The organism is Paenibacillus sp. 01T422, assembly GCF_056398785.1.
Map to the genome: position 1 here is coordinate 1 of NZ_JBFTQB010000015.1, position 17,869 is coordinate 17,869.

Consider the following 17,869-nt stretch of genomic DNA (forward strand, 5'->3'; position numbering starts at 1 on the left):
CTCGATAAGCATCTGGGGTTCCTTAATTTGAATCGTGCCTCCATAACTGAGGAGTTGATAAGGCAGATGAGTGGAAATGGCTTTCTCCTGCACTTGAAAATGGGCTTCATACTGGGAGCGCTCCACTAGCGCATGGGCTAGGAACCAATGCCCGCACAGGTCGTCCAGTGCTTGCTCTCTCCCTGTGATTTTAACGGAGATCAGCTCATCCGGCTTATTCGCATCAGGCAAGAGACCTGCGAGAATGAACTGGCGTGCTGAGAAATCGGTCGGCCTCTCAAATGTCATGTCCGCCCTCGACAACTCCCGGATTCGATCCACGCGAAAGCTGCGAATTTCTTTCCGCAGATGACAGTGCCCAACGACATACCATTTGCTTTTCCAGCAAACTAGTCCATAGGGATCCAGATGGCGTGTTTCTGCTGCAGAACCGTAGCCTTTTTGATAGTGCATGCTTAGCGTGACCCGCTGTGCAACGGCGACCTCCACTTCTTGCAGCAACGAAGATTCGGCGGCATCCGCCTGCGGCGAAATGACATCTAACCCCTGCTCATGAAGATGGATTTGCTCCAGYTGCTCTTGATTCGTATATAGTTTCAGTTTGGCAACAGCCTGATTCAGCTTCTCTCCGAAAGGATATCCAGCTTCCAAAGCAAAAGTGGCAGCGTGAATGAGCGCCTTTTGCTCATCCAGATCAAACACGAGCGGAGCCTCATTAAACTGCCCAAGCAAGCGGTAGCCGCCATGGTGCCCGGAATCCGAAATAATCGGAACACCGCTCGCGCATAACGCATCGATGTACCGGTACACCGTGCGGATATGGATCTCTAGCTTTTCGGCTAGTTGCTTAGCCGTTATTTGTTTATGTGATTTGATGAGCCATAGAATGGCTAGCATTTGATCCGCTTTTGACATTCGGGGCTAGTCCTCCTAGCGAATGGTTTCTATGTGGTATTATCATAGCATTTTATGCTCGCTCATTGTGTTTGGAGCTGTTATTACATTGCCGCTTTCCTAAGTAGCTTCTCTGACTATTTAGCTTTCCAACGTATCCTCAGTTTGTCTACGATGCTAGCCAAGGCACTGTCGCACGGTTCAGGTCTCATTGGATGAATTCCAATGAAAAGTCCATATAACCGCGTAATTCCAGCTTTTCATTGGATGATTTCCAACGAGACCCTCTGAAATCAGCCATAATAAAGTCAATTCCAACCATCTCATTGGAAACGATCCAATGAACCCCACTTATAACCCACTCAAACGGCTTCCTCRTTGGATTTACTCCAACTAAACCAGCCCCAAACCACATATCAACCTGCGATCAGACGCAATTGTCGCTTAGAGAGACCAGCTAAGTAACATTAGCCGCTTTCCCACACGAATCCTCCTCGAGTGGGAACTACAATCCTCTATTTTGCTTTAAACCGCCACTTCAACCAGCCGATAGGAACTGTGGTCCTCTATTCCGCCGCTCCCAGCCGGAATATTGGCTTTTCCCACCAAATTAGACCCTGTAGTTCCCCCAATGTCCCAAAATCAGCTGATTCAGCTCAAATAGAGTCCTGTAGTTCCGCTCCAGCATAGCCATTACAGCCAAGCCACCACGCGGAGCTCTACCCAACCAACCAGCTCAACCAAACAAAAAGGGACCGCCCCAAGTAGAACACTCTACTCGAAAACAGCCCTTAGCCACATTTTTAAACAGACAGCCGCTCAACCAGCTCATGAGATGCTAACACAAGATCTCCACGAATCGTGCAAGCATTCGGGTCAGCCAGGCTGTCCAGGAAATGCTGAACGACGCTGGCAAAACCCCTTCTTTCCAGCACGGTGTCCCAGCTTCCGAAGGAACGTATACGCGGCGCGGCGCCTCTTTCATAGAAAACCGCTGACTCCAAATTCGTCACCTCGACCGAACGACCGCTGCCGTGCAGCTCGATTTTTTCCAAATCCACGCCAGCGAGCCTCACCATGCTATAAGTGCCCTGCGATGAGCCGAAGGACAACGTTCCTGATGCGTGAAGTAATTTACCAACTTCATCCACTTGTTGATGGTGCGAAGCTACTTCATAGGGACTCTCCCCCAGCCAGAGCAAAAGATCCAACATATGGATCAAATCATCATACAACGTCTCCTTCGCGCCGTGACCCTGCTGCTTAATCCGATGTTTCACTGCTGAACACCAATCGAAGCCGCCCGCTTCGCGCAGCCAATCTCGCGCTTCGACATAGAGCGGAGCAAATCTCCGATTAAAACCGGCTGCGAGAAGCACGCCTTTTCGTTCCGCGTAAGATGCCATCTCTACCGACTGTGCCCAACTGTAAGACAATGGCTTATCTACATAAACCGCTACTCCCTGCTCCATGCTTTTCATAGCAATTTCATAATGCGTCGGTGTGGGGCTATGCACGAAAACAGCGTCCAAATCAAGCGCGAGAAGCTCTTCCAGCTTCGTTGTCCCGAACGGGATGCGATACTTTATCTTCATTCGTTCAACTGTTGCGGGTGTGGAGCTCATAATGCCAACGATGTCTACTTGTTCATTAACGGAAAGAAGCGGTAGATATACTTTTTGCGCGATATCCCCAAGCCCGATGATTCCGATTCTTTTTCTTGTCATTTTGAAAAGTCAGCTCCTTATTTGTTTCCCGAGTACCATGCGTCCTACAACTAATCCAAGTATCAGCAGCACAGCGCCCACAAGCGTCGAAACGCCATAAACCTGCACCCACATCGGGGCCTCTGCAATGAGCGCGTATACTTTCCCGCCAACAATTGGTCCTAAAAAAGCAGCAAAACCCGTAATCGCCGAATACGTCGCAATGTACATAGGCCGTTCACTTTTCGGTGTGTCGCCAATCGTAAACGTAAAGACCATCTGATTAAACCCTCCGAGTCCAATGCCGAGCACGGTATGAACCGCATAAAGCACGACAATCGCCGGTATAAAAGCAATCGCCCCCCACAATAAACAAGCGATGGCAATGATCGGTAAAGACCATAACAGCAAGGTTTGCGCTGTATAACGTGCGTTCAGGTTACCCCAAACATAGTAACTTGCCATCATGACCAACGTATGAACGACGGTTATGTAGGAGACTGTTTCATAATTAATTTCCATGAGCTTAAGCATGACATAGGAAAATAGCGGTACGGTCAAACTTTGCACAAATAAAAACACAGCTAGGAAAATAATCGCTTTTATAAATGCACGGTCCTTCAATGGCTTCCCGATCATTCCAATAGGATTAGACTCCTTGGACGGCTCGAAAGGCGGGTTCGGATATAAGCAATACGCCAGTATATTGAGAAGCGCGCAAACGCCGACGATCATAAATAAATAGGTAAAACCCTGTCCACCAGGATATCGATCCAGAATTTGCCCGCCTATAAAAAGAGCAAGGGAGCTGACTCCGCCTAGAATCGTATTGCGAAGCCCAAAATACCGCCCGCGAACCGGCCCCGGAACAGCATCGCTAATCAGCGAGGTCCACACGACACCGCCTGCGGCATTGCCTAAGTGAGCAACCGTATACAGAATGATATACATCACAACCCACAAATCTTGCGGAAACAGAAACGGGATCAAACCCACGGAAGCCCATAACAACCTATGAGACGAGCCGAAAATGAGAAGCATCCGCTTGCGATTCCTGAATTTCTGCATGGCTACAGCCATACCAATTTGGATGATATTAACCACTGTTGTGATGGCTAGGATAAACCCAATCTCCGTCGATGTCGCACCAAGGTACAACAAATAACCGGTTAAAAAAGGACCGCCCAAAAGTTGAAAAATCACAACGGCCGGGAATCCCTCCAGCGTAGCGATAAGGAGACTTTTGCGGTAGTAGGACATTCTTTTCCGAGGGTTCCACAAGCTGTCCAGCATTTTCATAAGTATGCTCGCCTCCATTTTGTAAGGGTGAAACCTATTGACTGATCTAATAGTTTACAAGGTATAGGGCGCTTATGGTAAAATAGGACAGACTACCTAATCTATCATGTCAGGCGGGATCATCGACATACTATGAAACCAAACCATTTTGGTCTTATCACAAGCTCAATACTCTTTTTGACCTTTATTGTACTCTCTCTTGTGTTTCAGTCAACAACTTATTTGTATATTGCCAGTGTGGGCCCGCTTCTCATTGTTCCTTTCATTCCTGATATTCGTTCAGGCCAGTACATCAAGCCGAATCAAGCCAAAGGCGCTGTCCGACTCATCACGATGGAGAACRAAGACAAGTCAGGTTCCGATTTTCTAGTGATCCTATTTGAGCAAGGTTTTGTTAAATGGGACCGTAAGCAGCTCTATTTTAATCTGGATGATGTCATGAAAGATGTCTATATCAAGCCAGATCCATTCGCCGCCACGATGACGGTGCTGAAATATGACTTGTCTCTGGATCGCAGCAAGAAAGGCTGGGTCGGCATCTCCTTGCCCCAGCTTCAGCAGCGTATAAGCCAGCTATCTTATACGACCAATGAAATCAATAGAATCGTCATTCAAATGTCCGATGTGCACGAGCTGCTGCAAAAAACAGTTTCACAGCCTGCTGCAGCCGGAAGAAGTGTCGGCGCTTAAGCGCCAAACACCCAACCTTGATTTCAAGGTTGGGTGTTTTTTTATGAGGAAACAATTATTTGATTTGATCACCGCATAAATAAGCAGCTAACGTCCGCACCATAACGCCTGTTGCCCCTTTGGGCTCAATGCCTTTGGCTGACCACAACCAGGCGGTGCCGCCTGTATCTAGATGAATCCAAGGCGTTTCTTCGGCGAAGTACCCGATGAAGAGCCCTCCGGTAATAGCCCCCGCCCAGCGGTCTGACGAGGCCTGATTCTTGATATCGGCCACATCGCTTTTCAGCATTTCGCGATACTCTGGATAGTTGGGCAGCTGCCACAGCTTCTCTCCCGCTTCCCCAGCCGCTTGAAGCAGTGGTTTCAGGAACTCATCATCGTTCGTCACAGCCCCCGTCGCTACATCGGCGAAGGAGATTAAGATAGCTCCTGTGAGAGTAGCTACATCAATCAGGCGGTTCGCTCCGAGCTTCTTCGCATAAGTGATACCCTCCGCCAAGATAATACGACCCTCTGCGTCCGTATTCAGTACTTCCACGGAGTGTCCGCTGAGCATCGTCACGATATCGCCGGGACGATAGGCCGAGCCGGACGTCATATTTTCCGCTGACGGTATGACGACAACCAAGTTTACCTTCGGTTTCAGCTGCCCGACAACGTGAAGAGCTCCAAGCAGCGTTGCGGCTCCGCCCATATCGCTGATCATCTCTTCCATGCCGTCGGGGCTTTTCATCGAGATGCCGCCGGTATCGAAGGTCACGCCCTTGCCGACGAGGCCCAGCACGTCGGCAGAGTCCGGATCACCCTTGTACTGCAGGGTGATCATCCGTGGCGGGTTGACGCTGCCTGCGCCAACCGCGATCAGACCGCCCATCCCCCGGGCGGCGATCTCGTGCTCATCCAGCACTTCGCAGCCGAAGCCGTAGTGCTGGGCAAGCTTCATGGCTTCCTCTGCGAGGATAGCCGGAACGAGCTTATTGGCCGGGAGGTTCGTGAGATCCCGGGCATAGTTCGTGCCCTCCGCAACCGCCTCAGCGGATGCGAGCGCGGACGACAGAAGCGCTGCATCTGCAGCCGCTTCTGTGAGCAGTACCGCCTGGCGCAGCTCTGCGCGCGCCGGCTCGTTCTTGCGGTACACCGCGATGCGGTATGTACCGAGAAGCAGCCCTTCGGTCAGCGCCGTTACGGCGGACCGGCTGTCGATGCCGCTTGGCAGCTTCAGCGCCAAGCTTTCGAGCTTCAGCGCGAGGGCCTCGCGCGCTGCATGCACGGCGGCTGCTCGCAGCGTATCGCGTGATGCTGCGGGGCCGAGCCCCGCAACGAGCACGTACGCGTACGGCAGCAGCCCGTGGGTGGGCAGCGCCTCGAGCTCGCCTGAGGCGCCGGTGAAGATGCCCTTCGCGCGCATGCGCTGAAGGGCTTGGTCGAGCTGCGGCTCGCCGAGGACGGTGTCCTCGCGCAGCTCAGCTTCACTTAGGCAGACTAGGATGGCGTCTGCCCCTTGCTCGTTATGCGTGAATGACGTGAACACGCCTGTCRTAATTGCTGTGTTTTTTGCAAACATAGTGTCCATTCTCCCTGTTAGCTTAATAGAAAGATGCTGCCTTCTGAATAACGGACTGCATAGGCAGGTGATACGGGCATTTCTCTTCGCAAATCGGCTTCTCTTTGCAAGGATCATGGTCAGCACAGCCTACTAGTCTATCCTTTTGTCTTTCGAAAAATCCCTCGCCCTTCGGCAGCAAACCAAATTTCTCCCTAAACCTGCTGGAAATCATCACATCCGGAATGGCAATCTCGAGTGGACAGGAGCAATAGTTGCAGCGTCTGCAATCGTGCTGACCGAGTTCAACGGCTAATTGTTCGAGTTCTTGACGTTCTTCCGTTCCAACCTCCTGCTCTTGAGCAGCTAGGTTTTCCTGCACTTCCTTGACGCTTACCATCCCCGAAATGGTTACATGTACGTTCTGGCTGTACGGATATCGGATAGCCCGGTCAACAGGTTGTATGAATCCGCCTGACAACGGCTTCATGGCAACCTTCATTAAATCCATCTCCGTTGCTTTGGGAATAAGCTCCTCTAAAGCAAACGGCTGCGCTAAATTCAAATGGAACAAAATTTGATCGAATTGCCCCTTTGCGATCCATTTGGTCAGCAAATCCGGCCGATGTCCGGAAATTCCGATGAAGCGGACTTTGCCTTCTCGCTGAGCTTCCAGCGCTGCCTTGTAAGCACCTTCAATGTCCATTGCCTTTTTGAATTCAGTTACGTAGTTCACATAGTGAATTTGGAGTAAGTCGACATGGCTTGTTTTCATCCGCACCAGGCTTCTCTCGATCTCCGCCTTGGCCGTTTCGTAATCGCGCGCCCCTGTCTTCGTCGCCAAAAAGTACTCGTCTCTGCGATGCGAGATGCATTCGCCGATGATCTCTTCGCTGTTGCGATAGGCGGCAGCGGTGTCGATATAATTAATGCCGTGATCCAAGGCATAATTCAAAGCTTCTCTAGCCTGTTCCAAGGGTACATTTGGAAGATTCATTGCACCAAAGCCTAGTGACGATACGTTATAGCCGGATTTGCCGAATCTCGAATATCTCAAGCCAATATCTCCCTTCATTCCATTAACGAGGATATGAATAATTGCACATGCAACTATTGTAATACAACTCTATCCTACTTTCCACGAGATCGTGCTGGCTTTGGGGAACTACAAGGCGTTATATCATTAAAAAGCAGCACAATGGAGTATGTATGGGAACTACAGGGCGTTATTCCTTCAGTTTGAGCAGCGTTCCGTCGTAAACTGGAGAAATAAGGGATCAGAGTTCCACTTCCCCCTTCCAAACGCCTGATTTGCAACAAATAGAGGACCGTAGTTCCACCTAGGTGGCGGGGGCGCGGGTTATGGGGTTACGGGTTACGGGTTACGGGTTACGGGTTACGGGTTACGGGTTACGGGTTACGGGTTACGGGTTACGGGTTACGGGATCTGAGCTCTGGGTTCTGGGTTGTCTGTTACTTACGGGTTACACGCCCTACGTTCTACACCCTACATTACCTCCTATACGCTCCATATCCTGTACGCCACCGTCCCCGTCACTTTTCCTCGTCCCACCCTCCCCGTTCCGCGCTCTACGCCCACTGCTCACCATTCGCCATCCTCCGCCTCACACACAAAAAAAAACCCAAGCCACTCACCAGAGTGTCTCAGGGTTCCCATAACATGAGTCGTCGTTACCAAGTCTTTATTTCTTCTCATTCGCTCTTACTTCTCAATCGCTTTTACTCATCAATCACTCTTACTTCTCAATCACTATTACTCATCAATCGTCCTTACCATCATTCTTGCCCCAGTCGCGATTGCCCCAATTCCAATTGAAATTGTGATCATTTTCTGGCTTCGGGGTCGCTGTTGGCTTTGCCGTTGGTTTGGCTGTCGGTTTCGCCGTTGGCTTGCTCGTGCTTGTCGGTTTGACGGTAGGCTTTACACTAGGCTTTGGAGTCTCTCGTGGCTTTGACGATGATCCATTTTTCGAATCATCGTCATTGTCGTCCTTACGGCCTGGTTTTGGTGTATTTTTGTTATCATCATCATTATCTTTGCCATTATTATCTCTACCATTGTTATCTTTGCCATTTTTAACATCATTGTCATTCTTGCCGTTTTTGTCGTTGTTATCGTCGCGACCGTTTTTACCGTCCTGGCCGTTCTTGCTATCGTTGCGATTGCTTTTTGGTGTAGGCGTRGGTGTCGGCTTCACACTAGGCTTGCCATTATTATCGTTTTTACCAATCTTGGTATTGTTATTACCATTATTATTGCTATTGCCATTCTTGTCATTATTGTCATTCTTGTCGTTCTTATCATTGTTTGCAGCACTTTTGCCTTTATCTCGGTCGTTTTGAATTTGCTGAATTCGCTCACTCAATTTCCCTGATTTTTCATCGGCAACAAGTCTTTGCAGCGAGGATTTATCGATAGGCTTCGATGACGGCACCAGCTTATCTATCCCACCGTTTTCTTTGGCTAACTGATGGATGGAGACGCTTTTGATGTCATCCAGAGATACTTTCGCCCCATTGTCAACGGCATTGAGATAAACAGCATATTTACCTGCGGATACACCGCTGGCTTTTGCTTCTTGTCTCACTTCTTGCGGTGCTGCGAATGCAGTGACCTCATAGTTTTTGACTTGCTCAGGATGCGCTTGCTCAATATGCTTACTGACCTGATTCTTCATCTTGGTGGCTATCGCCTCATCATTCACTGCTGATTTTTGCTCTACCACAGTAGATGAGATGATAATATCGCCTTCTCCTTTTGCAAGGGCTCCCTGCTCCGCTTTATCCAAGATGTCTGAGGTAACAGCTTCTAGCGACTTTCCCTTGTACACCAAGGTGCTGATTAACTCATCGCCGTCTGAATTTAATCCTTGCAGATCTTGAACAACCTCTTCGTTATCGATACCAATTTCGATACTTGGATTGATATCGATGGTTACGTAAGCAACCACTTCGCCACTTGGCACACTTCCCGTCAATGTGGATACTAACACGAAGCACAAGACAATTGCCGCAGCCAGACCAGATAGAATTCCTAATTGCGGTACCCGGAAGCGCTTTGTCGCAGGTGCAAACAGTATCTCTTCCCCTACTTCACAATTTCGTGTTCCCCTAGGGAGCTTCTCAAACCGACCCTCTGGACTCATGACAATAATGGAGCTGTCGCTGATTTCCATTACGATTCCCTTGTTCATGCGCTGTTCTTCCTTTCTTAATGCAGTCCTCATTCTCGAATATGTAAATAATCCCGCAAGTAAGGGTATGGACCGTTGTAAATGAGAGCGATAGCTATCAAATATTTACGGTTGCGCTCCAAGGTTTTTCTAGAAACCTGTACTTGCTCCAGCAGCTCTTTAATGGGTAGCTGCCGTTTCGTTAGAAGAGTCCGCATAAGTTCCGCATCCTGTGCCAGTGTCCGACCGATGCCGAAAAGCATCTGTCTGGAATCGTCATGTTTAGGAGCGGCTTCCGTCAATTCAGAGAAATCGATATCAAAATCACTTAAGCAGCGGCTGAAATCCATGATTTCACTTCGCCGTTCTTCAAGTCCTTTTTGCTTCTCATAAGCTTCTATGGCTTGATGAACCTCAATCGGATTGAGTAGGTTATCTTCATCATCTTCCTGATCGAATGAACTATAAGGAATCTGTCCTTTGAAACGTTGTTCTTTACGCAAGAAATCAATTAATCTTCTCCGCATGACGGTTTCGGCAAATCCGAGGAACGATCTCCCCATCACAGAAGAGTATTGATTAATGGCTTCATTAAATGCCCCTAAAGCAATGCTGAATTCATCATCCCTAGCCGGATCTATATATCTTTTACAGAACCTGCTTGTCACTTTTGCCACATAGGGCTGATAGTCTGAAATAAATTGATTCCTAAGTCGTAGGTCTCCTGATTGAATTTGATGTATGGTAACCTCAAGGGAAGAGGCATAGGATTCACTTTGACCCTGGGATTCCTTTTTTCCAAGGAACCTTTTGAATAGTACCAGTAGCACCTTTCCACCTCACAGTATAGTAATTTCGTCCTTATGTATATCAATTCGGGGGGTACAATAGATGTAATACAGAAATAAAAAGCAAATTTATTATAACATAGATGACCAAATGAGCACCTACTGGGAAATAAAACCTTTGTAGACGATTTCATTTTAATCTAGAATCCTTTACAATTAAGGTAAGGAGGTGTTTCATTTGGAACAAGGTAATCAATTTGGCAAATTTCTAGAGACGCTGCGAGGCAAAATGTCCTTGCGCAAGGTTGCCAGCAAAAGCGGCCTATCTCATGCGTACATTCGAGACTTGGAACTCGGACGTAATCGTACCACGAATGACATCATCAAGCCATCCCCTGACACCTTAAGGAAGCTTTCGCAAGCCTATCAATATCCTTACACGGATCTTTTAATGAAAGCCGGATACTTGGAAGAAGCGTCATCTTGGCAGACGCCTAACGAAATCCGTTTAGATAATGTCTGGTATGTGGAGTTCGGTACGAAATCGATCAAGTATGTCTCGCAAGATGGCATTGTGGAAGAAAACGTAGAATCACTCGTGGCTTTTACTAGTTTCATAGAAGCATTGATGGATCTTCAATTTGCAAAAATGGATATGCATTTGTTCGTTAATCTGAACAAAATAAAAAAGTATGCCCCCTCAGAAGGCAAACTTTATTTTGATACTTATGAAGATGAGCCTTATGTCACCATCGCAGCCATGGCGCAGATGAAATATCATCAAACGCTTGTGGACTATGTGGCTCGCAACACTGGCGCGGCTGCCCAGACCGATGGCGATACCCGTCACTTATCGTTGAAAGCTAAGCTCCTTACCTAGCATAACATAGATGAATAGAGCTGTTGCGATACCAAGCATTTGAATTGGCATCAGTGCGCTTAGCACACTGTCCGGATAGGACTGTCGATAAACAATTCCAATAATTACGACAATAATGAATAGATAGAAGCCTGCATTTTCTTTGGTTGGCAATATTCGCGTGTAATGCGTCAGGAACGTAAAGCCCAACCGAAGCTTATGTATCCCTACAAGAATGCCGCATTTCAAGCATATGGCCAGCAGTAGGATGATCACGGACTCGCCCGGGTCATCTTTCATATCCGCATAGGAAGTGAACGGAGTCAGTTCCCATATCGCGAGAACTCCTGTAGACACAATTATAGACAGGATGTATCCGGATAATGCGAGGATGATCGCAGGTATTGTGTAAAACCTCCAAACAGAAACTAGCAGAACACATATGATACTTATGTATAAGATAGGCCTTTGGCCAAAGTATGTGACCATCGTGCCAGCAAGGAAAGCCACAACAATCGGCAACCAGTGCGGCTTTATTTTTTGTCTGAATAGAACCAATGAGAATAGAATCATGGGAACAAAATCAAGACAGGTCAAGATAAATATCGCCCATGTAAACAAATACTTACCCCTCATTTCTAAGCTTGTACTTAAGAAATTACGTCACTTTACTCTACAACTAGAATTATACAGGATAATAGATCTTTTGCGTTCAATGTGGACTAAGTTGGCTGTTTCTGAGCATGAGCTGACAGAATGCATGGATGATCGAGAGAAATGGAGTGCGATGATCGTATGGGGCATCATTACACCGTTGCCATTGTGGAAGATAATTATTGGGTTGGTAAATTACTTGAAAGCTATTGTCAGCAGTGCGGGTTAGATGTCGTCTCAATCGCCACGGATGGCGAACAATTCATCCGAATGTATGACCAGATTCTTCCGGATGTTCTGCTCGTCGATATTGGTTTAGAAGGCAATCTGGACGGCATTACCATGGTACAGACACTACGAAAAGCTGGCTATGAGCAGAAGGTTATCATGGTTAGCGGAACTACAAATATAGATCATATCCTCACAAGCTTTCATGATCTGGGATCTCTTTATTTCTTGTCTAAGCCTGTGATGTTGCCTAAATTTCAAGCAGCCATCCGAAAAGCAATTGCCGAAATTCAATTGGAGCGCAGTCATACGCAGCAAGCACCACCCTCAATCAAGACAACTTGGATCACCGTCAAGAATCAAAAATCGCAATTACCCATCTCGGAGGAATCGATCCTTTTCATTGAGAAAGAGGACAAGCGCTTATCAAGAATTCATCTCATGAATGGTGCACATATGGATTCCAGCACCAATTTATCGGATATTTTATCCCAAAGTTCGCCAATGATGTTCAGCCCCTTCAAGGGCTTTCTTGTCAATATGCGGCATGTTGTAAGTTATGTGAAAGAAAGCAGTTTTCCTACATCCCGCAGATTTCTTATTCACTTAAATCATACACCGGTAAAAATCCCTTTAAGCAGAAGTCTGCAAAAGGAGTTCGGGCGATTGCTCCAGGAAATTCACGACCAAGTCTAGCCTCAATAAACAAAAAGCCGCTCCCTCTTCCGTTAGGAAAAGTTAGCGGCTTTTATCGTTAGAACCTCTACATGGGCTTAGAGGTTTTTTTGTTTTTCAGCTTATCGCGGCGTACACTTAACATTTTCAATCGTTTCATGAGCTGATCTTCCCATTCGGTATCCGCCAAGGATTTGGCCACCATAAGCAGATCCAGCGCCATATCGATTTGGCTGCGCACAATATCCATAGGCTCTTCGCCTTCATGATTGACACAATTGTCATGCAGCAGATGGTCTTTCCCATCGACATATTCCACAAAATCAACCTCAGCAGCCCCATCACCATGAGCATATTCCGCCAATATCTCGTATTCGTTCTCTACCAGATAATGAACCTCAATATGATGACATACCGGACAGAAGAGAATAGGCACATTATGAATTTGTGTACGGATGTGCTTCAATGTACCTTTTGTTCCAATCATACTAGCGCCACAACAAAAACTCATCGATATCACTCCCTTTGAGCTTTCCGTGAGGAAAACTTGCATCGTAGCATAATCTTTGTCACCCGGATTAATCCAATATATTCGCCTTAAAAGTATGAAATTCCTTTTTTACGAGACATCTAGATTTTAGCAATCCACGCATATTTTTCTGATGAAAAGCGAATGCTTTTACAAGAAAATGGTCGCCCGAAATACGATTTCCAGAAAAGAGGAATGGCCTTGAAAACTTCACCAATCTCGGAGTATGAGGTGCCTGGAAGATATTACAAGGACTTACTCCAACTTATGGTTGTAGGTGCAAATTCGCTCTATGTATATTGGGAAATATCTGACAGGCGCAGGTGGCTGGTATCTCAGCATTTCGAATGTGACTTCGGCGTCATGCCGTCCGTCATCCGCTTGTACGATGTGACCCATGTGCTCTTTAATGGACATAATGCCCATACCTACTGGGATACAACCATGTTGCCCGAAACTACTCATTCCTACTTACATCAAGCTAGGGCTAATCGCAGCTATATCGTGGATGTAGGTACGTATACATGGGAGCATGAGTTTATCCCTTTACTTCGATCCAATTGTGTCGTAACCCCCAAAGATTCGGAAGAAGATTGGGGAGAACCGAGGTGACAATAAGTCTTGATTAATCGCATGAAATCAAAGCCTGAGATTAAGGGTTATTTCGCCCTCGTCCTGCATGCCCATCTTCCTTATATTCGTCACCAAGGTCCTGACGAAACTTTGGAAGAGCGTTGGTTATTTGAAGCCATGACAGAAACGTATTTGCCATTATTGGAAGTTATGCATCACCTCTCGCAGGATCAAATTGATTTCCGCATGACCTTTTCTATAACTCCGACACTCCTATCCCTGTTCAGCGATCCGTTCTGGCAAGCCAAATATCGTGCTTACCTCCAAGAGCTTATTGTGCTAACAGATAGCGAAAAGGTTCGATTACATGAGGACCCCGTCCTCCTTCCGGTAGCCAATCAATATGCGCAGAATTTCCAAAGGCTTCACAATCTGTACGAGAGCTATAACGGAAATGTCATTGTTGCCTTCAAACATTTTCAGGAGTTAGGACACATAGAAATCGTAACTACCGCCGCAACGCACGCCTATCTGCCGCTCTTGCAAACGGAAGAATCCATCAGAGCCCAGATCCTAACGGCTGTGAAAGACTTTGAGCATTATTTCGATCAAAAGCCGCGCGGCTTCTGGTTACCCGAATGCGGCTATACACCTGGGATTGGGCGGATATTGAGCGAAGCTGGCATCCAATATTTTTTTACGGATGCCACGGCGGTTGCTTTTGCGTCCCCTCATCCCCACCGGGAGCAGCTAGCTCCCCTGATGACGTCGCCTGATGGCATAACGGCATTTCCGTGCGATGTGGCATCTGTTCACCAGACTTGTTCTCCTGAAGATGGTTACTGCAGTGATTTTCTCTATCGAGATTATTATTCGGATAACGACTCAGGCTTCAAATACGACCGCAATACAAGTAAAGGCCGACTCAAAATTCCCTATCATCCAGCACTCGCGTTAGAAAAAGCAGAGGAGCATGCCGATGATTTTATCAGGCTTCGCCAAAAACAGATACAACAAGCGCATCGCTGGCTGGATCGAAAGCCGGTCATCGTCTCCTCTTATCAAGCGGAGCTTTTTGGGCATTGGTGGTATGAAGGTCCCCACTTTCTAGAGCTGCTTTGCCGCAAAATGTTTCTCGAGCAGATGACGGTAAAAATGATAACGCCCAGCGAGTACCTGGATGAGTATCCAACAGCTGGAGTCGGCCAATTGAACCCTTCCAGCACAGGGCGCAACCACAGCTCGGAAACATGGCTGCAAGCAGGCAATGACTGGATCTACCGTCATCTTCATCAAGCTGAACAACGGATGATTCAGTTAACCACAAATCTGGAACGTTTCCTCCGCTCTGACAAAGCGAACGCCGATGTGCTCAAGCGAGCTTTGAATCAAGCCGCCAGAGAGCTCATGTTAGCTCAGAGCAGCGATTGGGCGTTCATGATGGACTCGAAAACCTACGCTGACTATGCCAGCCGCCGGATAAAAAACCACCTTGGCTGCTTCCACCAGCTTTGCGATCAATTGGATCGCAATCAGATCGATGAGAATTTCCTTGCTGCTCTGGAGGAGCACGACCATTGCCTTCCAGATGTCGACTATCAAGCATTCAGAAGCATCAGCCTCCAATCGCCTATTCCTATTATTCCAAGCAGAAGTGAATGGGAAACTTTACTGGAGGAAACAAACCATCACCCCAATGTGTTCATGCTTGCCTGGGAATATCCGCCCAAACAAGTCGGCGGTTTATCGAAAGCCGTCCACGAACTATCGGAAACCCTTGCTTCTCGCGGGGAAATTGTCCATGTCATCACGACGTCCTATGATGGTGCTCCTTCTTTTGAAAACAAAAATGGCGTCTATGTCCATCGATTGCCAATCCAGCATTCCGGTGATACTTCTTTTTACCACTGGACTTTCGAAATGAATCTGGCCATGACCGATCATCTGGTCAAATGGGTGGATAACGGCGGTCGCATTGATCTTCTTCATGCGCATGATTGGATGGTTTTTCACACCGCGAGAGAAATAAAAATGAGTTATGACATCCCTCTGATAGCGACGATTCACGCGACGGAATGGGGAAGAAATCAAGGGCATTTAAGTTCCGACCTGCAGCGCAAAATTCATCAGTTAGAGTGGAAACTGACGTATGAGGCCAATCGCGTCTTTGTTTGCAGCTCCTATATGAAAGATGAAGTTGTCCGCATATTCAGCTTGCCTCCGGATAAAGTCACCATTCATCCGAATGGCATTCAGCTCACTCCAACACCCAGCAAGGAAACGGGGAAACGTCCTCGTGATATTACGAAACAGGATAAGGTCATTTTCTATATTGGCAGACTTGTTTATGAAAAGGGCATTCACACGCTCATCCATGCCATGCCTAGCATCCTAGCGCATGTGCCGCAAGCCAAGCTCATCATAGCTGGCTCTGGACCGATGGAACATGAACTTCGCACGTTAGCAGCCCATCTAGGAGATCGTGTCTTATTTACAGGCTTCGTAGATGACAATTACCGTGTCCAGCTCTATCACTATGCCAATGTTTGTGTCATTCCCAGCTTATACGAGCCCTTCGGAATCGTTGCCTTGGAAGCTATGGCCAGTCGACGGCCGCTCGTCCTCTCGGATACAGGCGGTCTGGCCGAAATCATTCGACATGGCGTGGATGGCTATAAAGCTCTGCCAGGACACGTCAATTCGCTGGCATGGCATATTACCGAAATGCTGCTGCATCCCAAATTGGCTGCCAAAATGGCCGAAAGCGCCTACCAGCTGCTTCAGCAAAACTACCAATGGAGCCATATCGCTGCGCATATTCGGGAGGATTACCGCAAACTGATCACCAATCTCTCCGATATTCCGGTTACGACAAAAAGTTGAACAAATTCTTCAACGTAAGGAGGAACCCACTATGAAGGCTGTTATTATGGCTGGAGGCAAAGGTACGCGGCTTCGCCCCCTTACTTGCCATCTTCCCAAACCCATGGTGCCTCTCCTGGGAAGACCATGCATGGCCTATATTATTGAACTGCTTCACAAACACGGCATCCAGGACATTGCCGTCACGATGCAGTATAAACCTGAAGTGATTCGCGACTATTTTGGCGATGGAGAGGCGTTTGGCGTCAATCTCCATTATTTTGAAGAGCTGAGTCCCCTGGGTACAGCCGGAAGCGTCAAGCAGGCGCACGAATTCCTAGACGATACCTTCGTAGTCATTAGCGGCGATGCCCTGACCGATTTCGATTTGGAGCAAGCGCTCGCCTTTCACAAGGAAAAGCAAGCCAAAGCTACGCTGCTGCTGACCCGCGTCCCTCATCCGCTGGAGTACGGCGTGGTCATGACGGATCAGAACGGCYTGATTACCCGCTTCATGGAGAAACCAAGCTGGGGAGAAGTATTTAGCGACACGGTGAATACCGGCATCTACATCATAGAGCCAGAGCTGCTAGAGCGCGTGCCGCTGGGTCAGGAATTTGATTTTAGCCAGCAGCTCTTCCCAGCATTGCTGCAAGAAAACAGAGAGCTCTACGGCTATGTAAGCTCCGGATACTGGATGGACATTGGCAACCTGCAGCAGTATCGGCAAACCCAGTTTGATATGCTAGATGGCAAGGTGCAGCTCCATATCCACGGCACCCAAATCCGGCCTCGCGTGTACATCGCAGATGACGTAGAGACCAGCGACACAGCCCTTGTCGTTGGACCTGCTTTTATCGGCAAAGGGAGCAAGATTGAGGATGGCGTGGAAATCGGAGAATACTGCATTATCGGGGAAAATAACCGGCTTTCCAAGGGCAGCAAGCTAACGCGCAGCGTGCTTTGGGACCATAATCACATAGCCCCCAACAATGAATTAGCCGGCTCGACGCTAACTAGCCGCATTGTTTGTAAAGAGGCCTCGTATCTCGGCGAAGGCTCAGTCGTTGGCAATCATGTCATCATTGGGGAAAAAAGCCGGATTGAACMTAATGTGAAAATATGGCCGCATAAACAAATTCGCGATAAATCCCGCCTTCATACTTCTCATATCTGGGGGGAGCATGCTGCCAAAACGTTATTTAAGACCCGCGGAGTAAGCGGCCTTCCCAATCTCGAAGTAACGCCTGAGATGACCGCCAAATTCGGCACAGCCTATGGTGCAACCCTTGCAGCCGGCAAAACACTTACGGTAAGCTGCGCTCCGCATACCTTCACCCGTTTGCTCAAACGGGCTTTAACGGCAAGTCTGCAA

At 47.8% G+C, this 17,869-nt stretch carries 15 protein-coding genes; 6 read left to right on the plus strand and 9 right to left on the minus strand.

Annotated features, from left to right (window positions below):
- From AC1DUA_RS01815 to AC1DUA_RS01825, 3 genes are all read right to left on the minus strand, one after another.
- On the minus strand, nucleotides 1-915 hold a 915-nt coding region (locus AC1DUA_RS01815; protein ID WP_477498095.1), incomplete at its 3' end, for a helix-turn-helix transcriptional regulator.
- 782 nt (nucleotides 916-1,697) lie between these two features.
- Nucleotides 1,698-2,621: a Gfo/Idh/MocA family protein gene (locus AC1DUA_RS01820; protein ID WP_477498096.1), complete on the minus strand. Its 924-nt coding sequence runs from the start codon at nucleotides 2,619-2,621 to the stop codon at nucleotides 1,698-1,700.
- 9 nt (nucleotides 2,622-2,630) lie between these two features.
- Entirely contained in the window at nucleotides 2,631-3,899 is a 1,269-nt protein-coding gene (locus tag AC1DUA_RS01825; RefSeq protein WP_477498097.1) for an MFS transporter, read from the minus strand.
- A gap of 132 nt (nucleotides 3,900-4,031) precedes the next feature.
- Between AC1DUA_RS01825 and AC1DUA_RS01830 the strand changes: the two genes are divergently transcribed.
- A complete protein-coding gene (locus tag AC1DUA_RS01830) occupies nucleotides 4,032-4,589 on the plus strand; it encodes a hypothetical protein (RefSeq protein ID WP_477498098.1) in 558 nt (185 codons plus the stop codon).
- A gap of 55 nt (nucleotides 4,590-4,644) precedes the next feature.
- Here the strand turns inward: AC1DUA_RS01830 and AC1DUA_RS01835 are convergent, their stop codons facing one another.
- The 4 genes from AC1DUA_RS01835 to sigI form a co-directional block, all read right to left on the minus strand.
- Entirely contained in the window at nucleotides 4,645-6,153 is a 1,509-nt protein-coding gene (locus tag AC1DUA_RS01835; protein ID WP_477498099.1) for a leucyl aminopeptidase, read from the minus strand.
- 22 nt (nucleotides 6,154-6,175) lie between these two features.
- Complete coding sequence (locus tag AC1DUA_RS01840) at nucleotides 6,176-7,189, minus strand: aldo/keto reductase (RefSeq protein ID WP_477498100.1); 1,014 nt, start codon at nucleotides 7,187-7,189, stop codon at nucleotides 6,176-6,178.
- Between the two features lie 724 nt (nucleotides 7,190-7,913).
- Entirely contained in the window at nucleotides 7,914-9,347 is a 1,434-nt protein-coding gene (locus AC1DUA_RS01845; protein WP_477498101.1) for an anti-sigma-I factor RsgI family protein, read from the minus strand.
- Between the two features lie 29 nt (nucleotides 9,348-9,376).
- Nucleotides 9,377-10,156 (minus strand): RNA polymerase sigma factor SigI, encoded by a 780-nt coding sequence (sigI, locus tag AC1DUA_RS01850; protein ID WP_477498102.1) that lies wholly within the window; start codon nucleotides 10,154-10,156, stop codon nucleotides 9,377-9,379.
- Between the two features lie 196 nt (nucleotides 10,157-10,352).
- Between sigI and AC1DUA_RS01855 the strand changes: the two genes are divergently transcribed.
- On the plus strand, nucleotides 10,353-10,994 hold the full coding sequence (locus tag AC1DUA_RS01855; protein WP_477498103.1) for a helix-turn-helix domain-containing protein: 642 nt from the start codon (nucleotides 10,353-10,355) through the stop codon (nucleotides 10,992-10,994).
- On the opposite strand, the gene AC1DUA_RS01860 is transcribed toward AC1DUA_RS01855, so the two are convergent.
- A complete protein-coding gene (locus AC1DUA_RS01860) occupies nucleotides 10,965-11,594 on the minus strand; it encodes a hypothetical protein (protein ID WP_477498104.1) in 630 nt (209 codons plus the stop codon). The two genes, AC1DUA_RS01855 and AC1DUA_RS01860, sit on opposite strands and share 30 nt — an antisense overlap.
- Before the next feature lie 156 nt (nucleotides 11,595-11,750).
- Here AC1DUA_RS01860 and AC1DUA_RS01865 point away from each other — a divergent pair, with 156 nt between their 5' ends.
- Nucleotides 11,751-12,551: a LytR/AlgR family response regulator transcription factor gene (locus AC1DUA_RS01865; protein ID WP_477498105.1), complete on the plus strand. Its 801-nt coding sequence runs from the start codon at nucleotides 11,751-11,753 to the stop codon at nucleotides 12,549-12,551.
- Between the two features lie 67 nt (nucleotides 12,552-12,618).
- Here AC1DUA_RS01865 and AC1DUA_RS01870 read toward each other — a convergent pair whose 3' ends face one another.
- The gene (locus AC1DUA_RS01870; protein WP_477498106.1) at nucleotides 12,619-13,041 is read right to left on the minus strand and encodes a hypothetical protein; all 423 of its coding nucleotides are present in this window, start codon (nucleotides 13,039-13,041) and stop codon (nucleotides 12,619-12,621) included.
- A gap of 219 nt (nucleotides 13,042-13,260) precedes the next feature.
- Between AC1DUA_RS01870 and AC1DUA_RS01875 the strand changes: the two genes are divergently transcribed.
- From AC1DUA_RS01875 to AC1DUA_RS01885, 3 genes are all read left to right on the plus strand, one after another.
- Entirely contained in the window at nucleotides 13,261-13,671 is a 411-nt protein-coding gene (locus tag AC1DUA_RS01875; protein ID WP_477498107.1) for a DUF4912 domain-containing protein, read from the plus strand.
- Nucleotides 13,672-13,680: 9 nt separating this feature from the next.
- Entirely contained in the window at nucleotides 13,681-16,515 is a 2,835-nt protein-coding gene (locus AC1DUA_RS01880) for a 1,4-alpha-glucan branching protein domain-containing protein (protein WP_477498108.1), read from the plus strand.
- Nucleotides 16,516-16,546: 31 nt separating this feature from the next.
- On the plus strand, nucleotides 16,547-17,869 hold a 1,323-nt coding region (locus AC1DUA_RS01885), incomplete at its 3' end, for a nucleotidyltransferase family protein (RefSeq protein ID WP_477498109.1).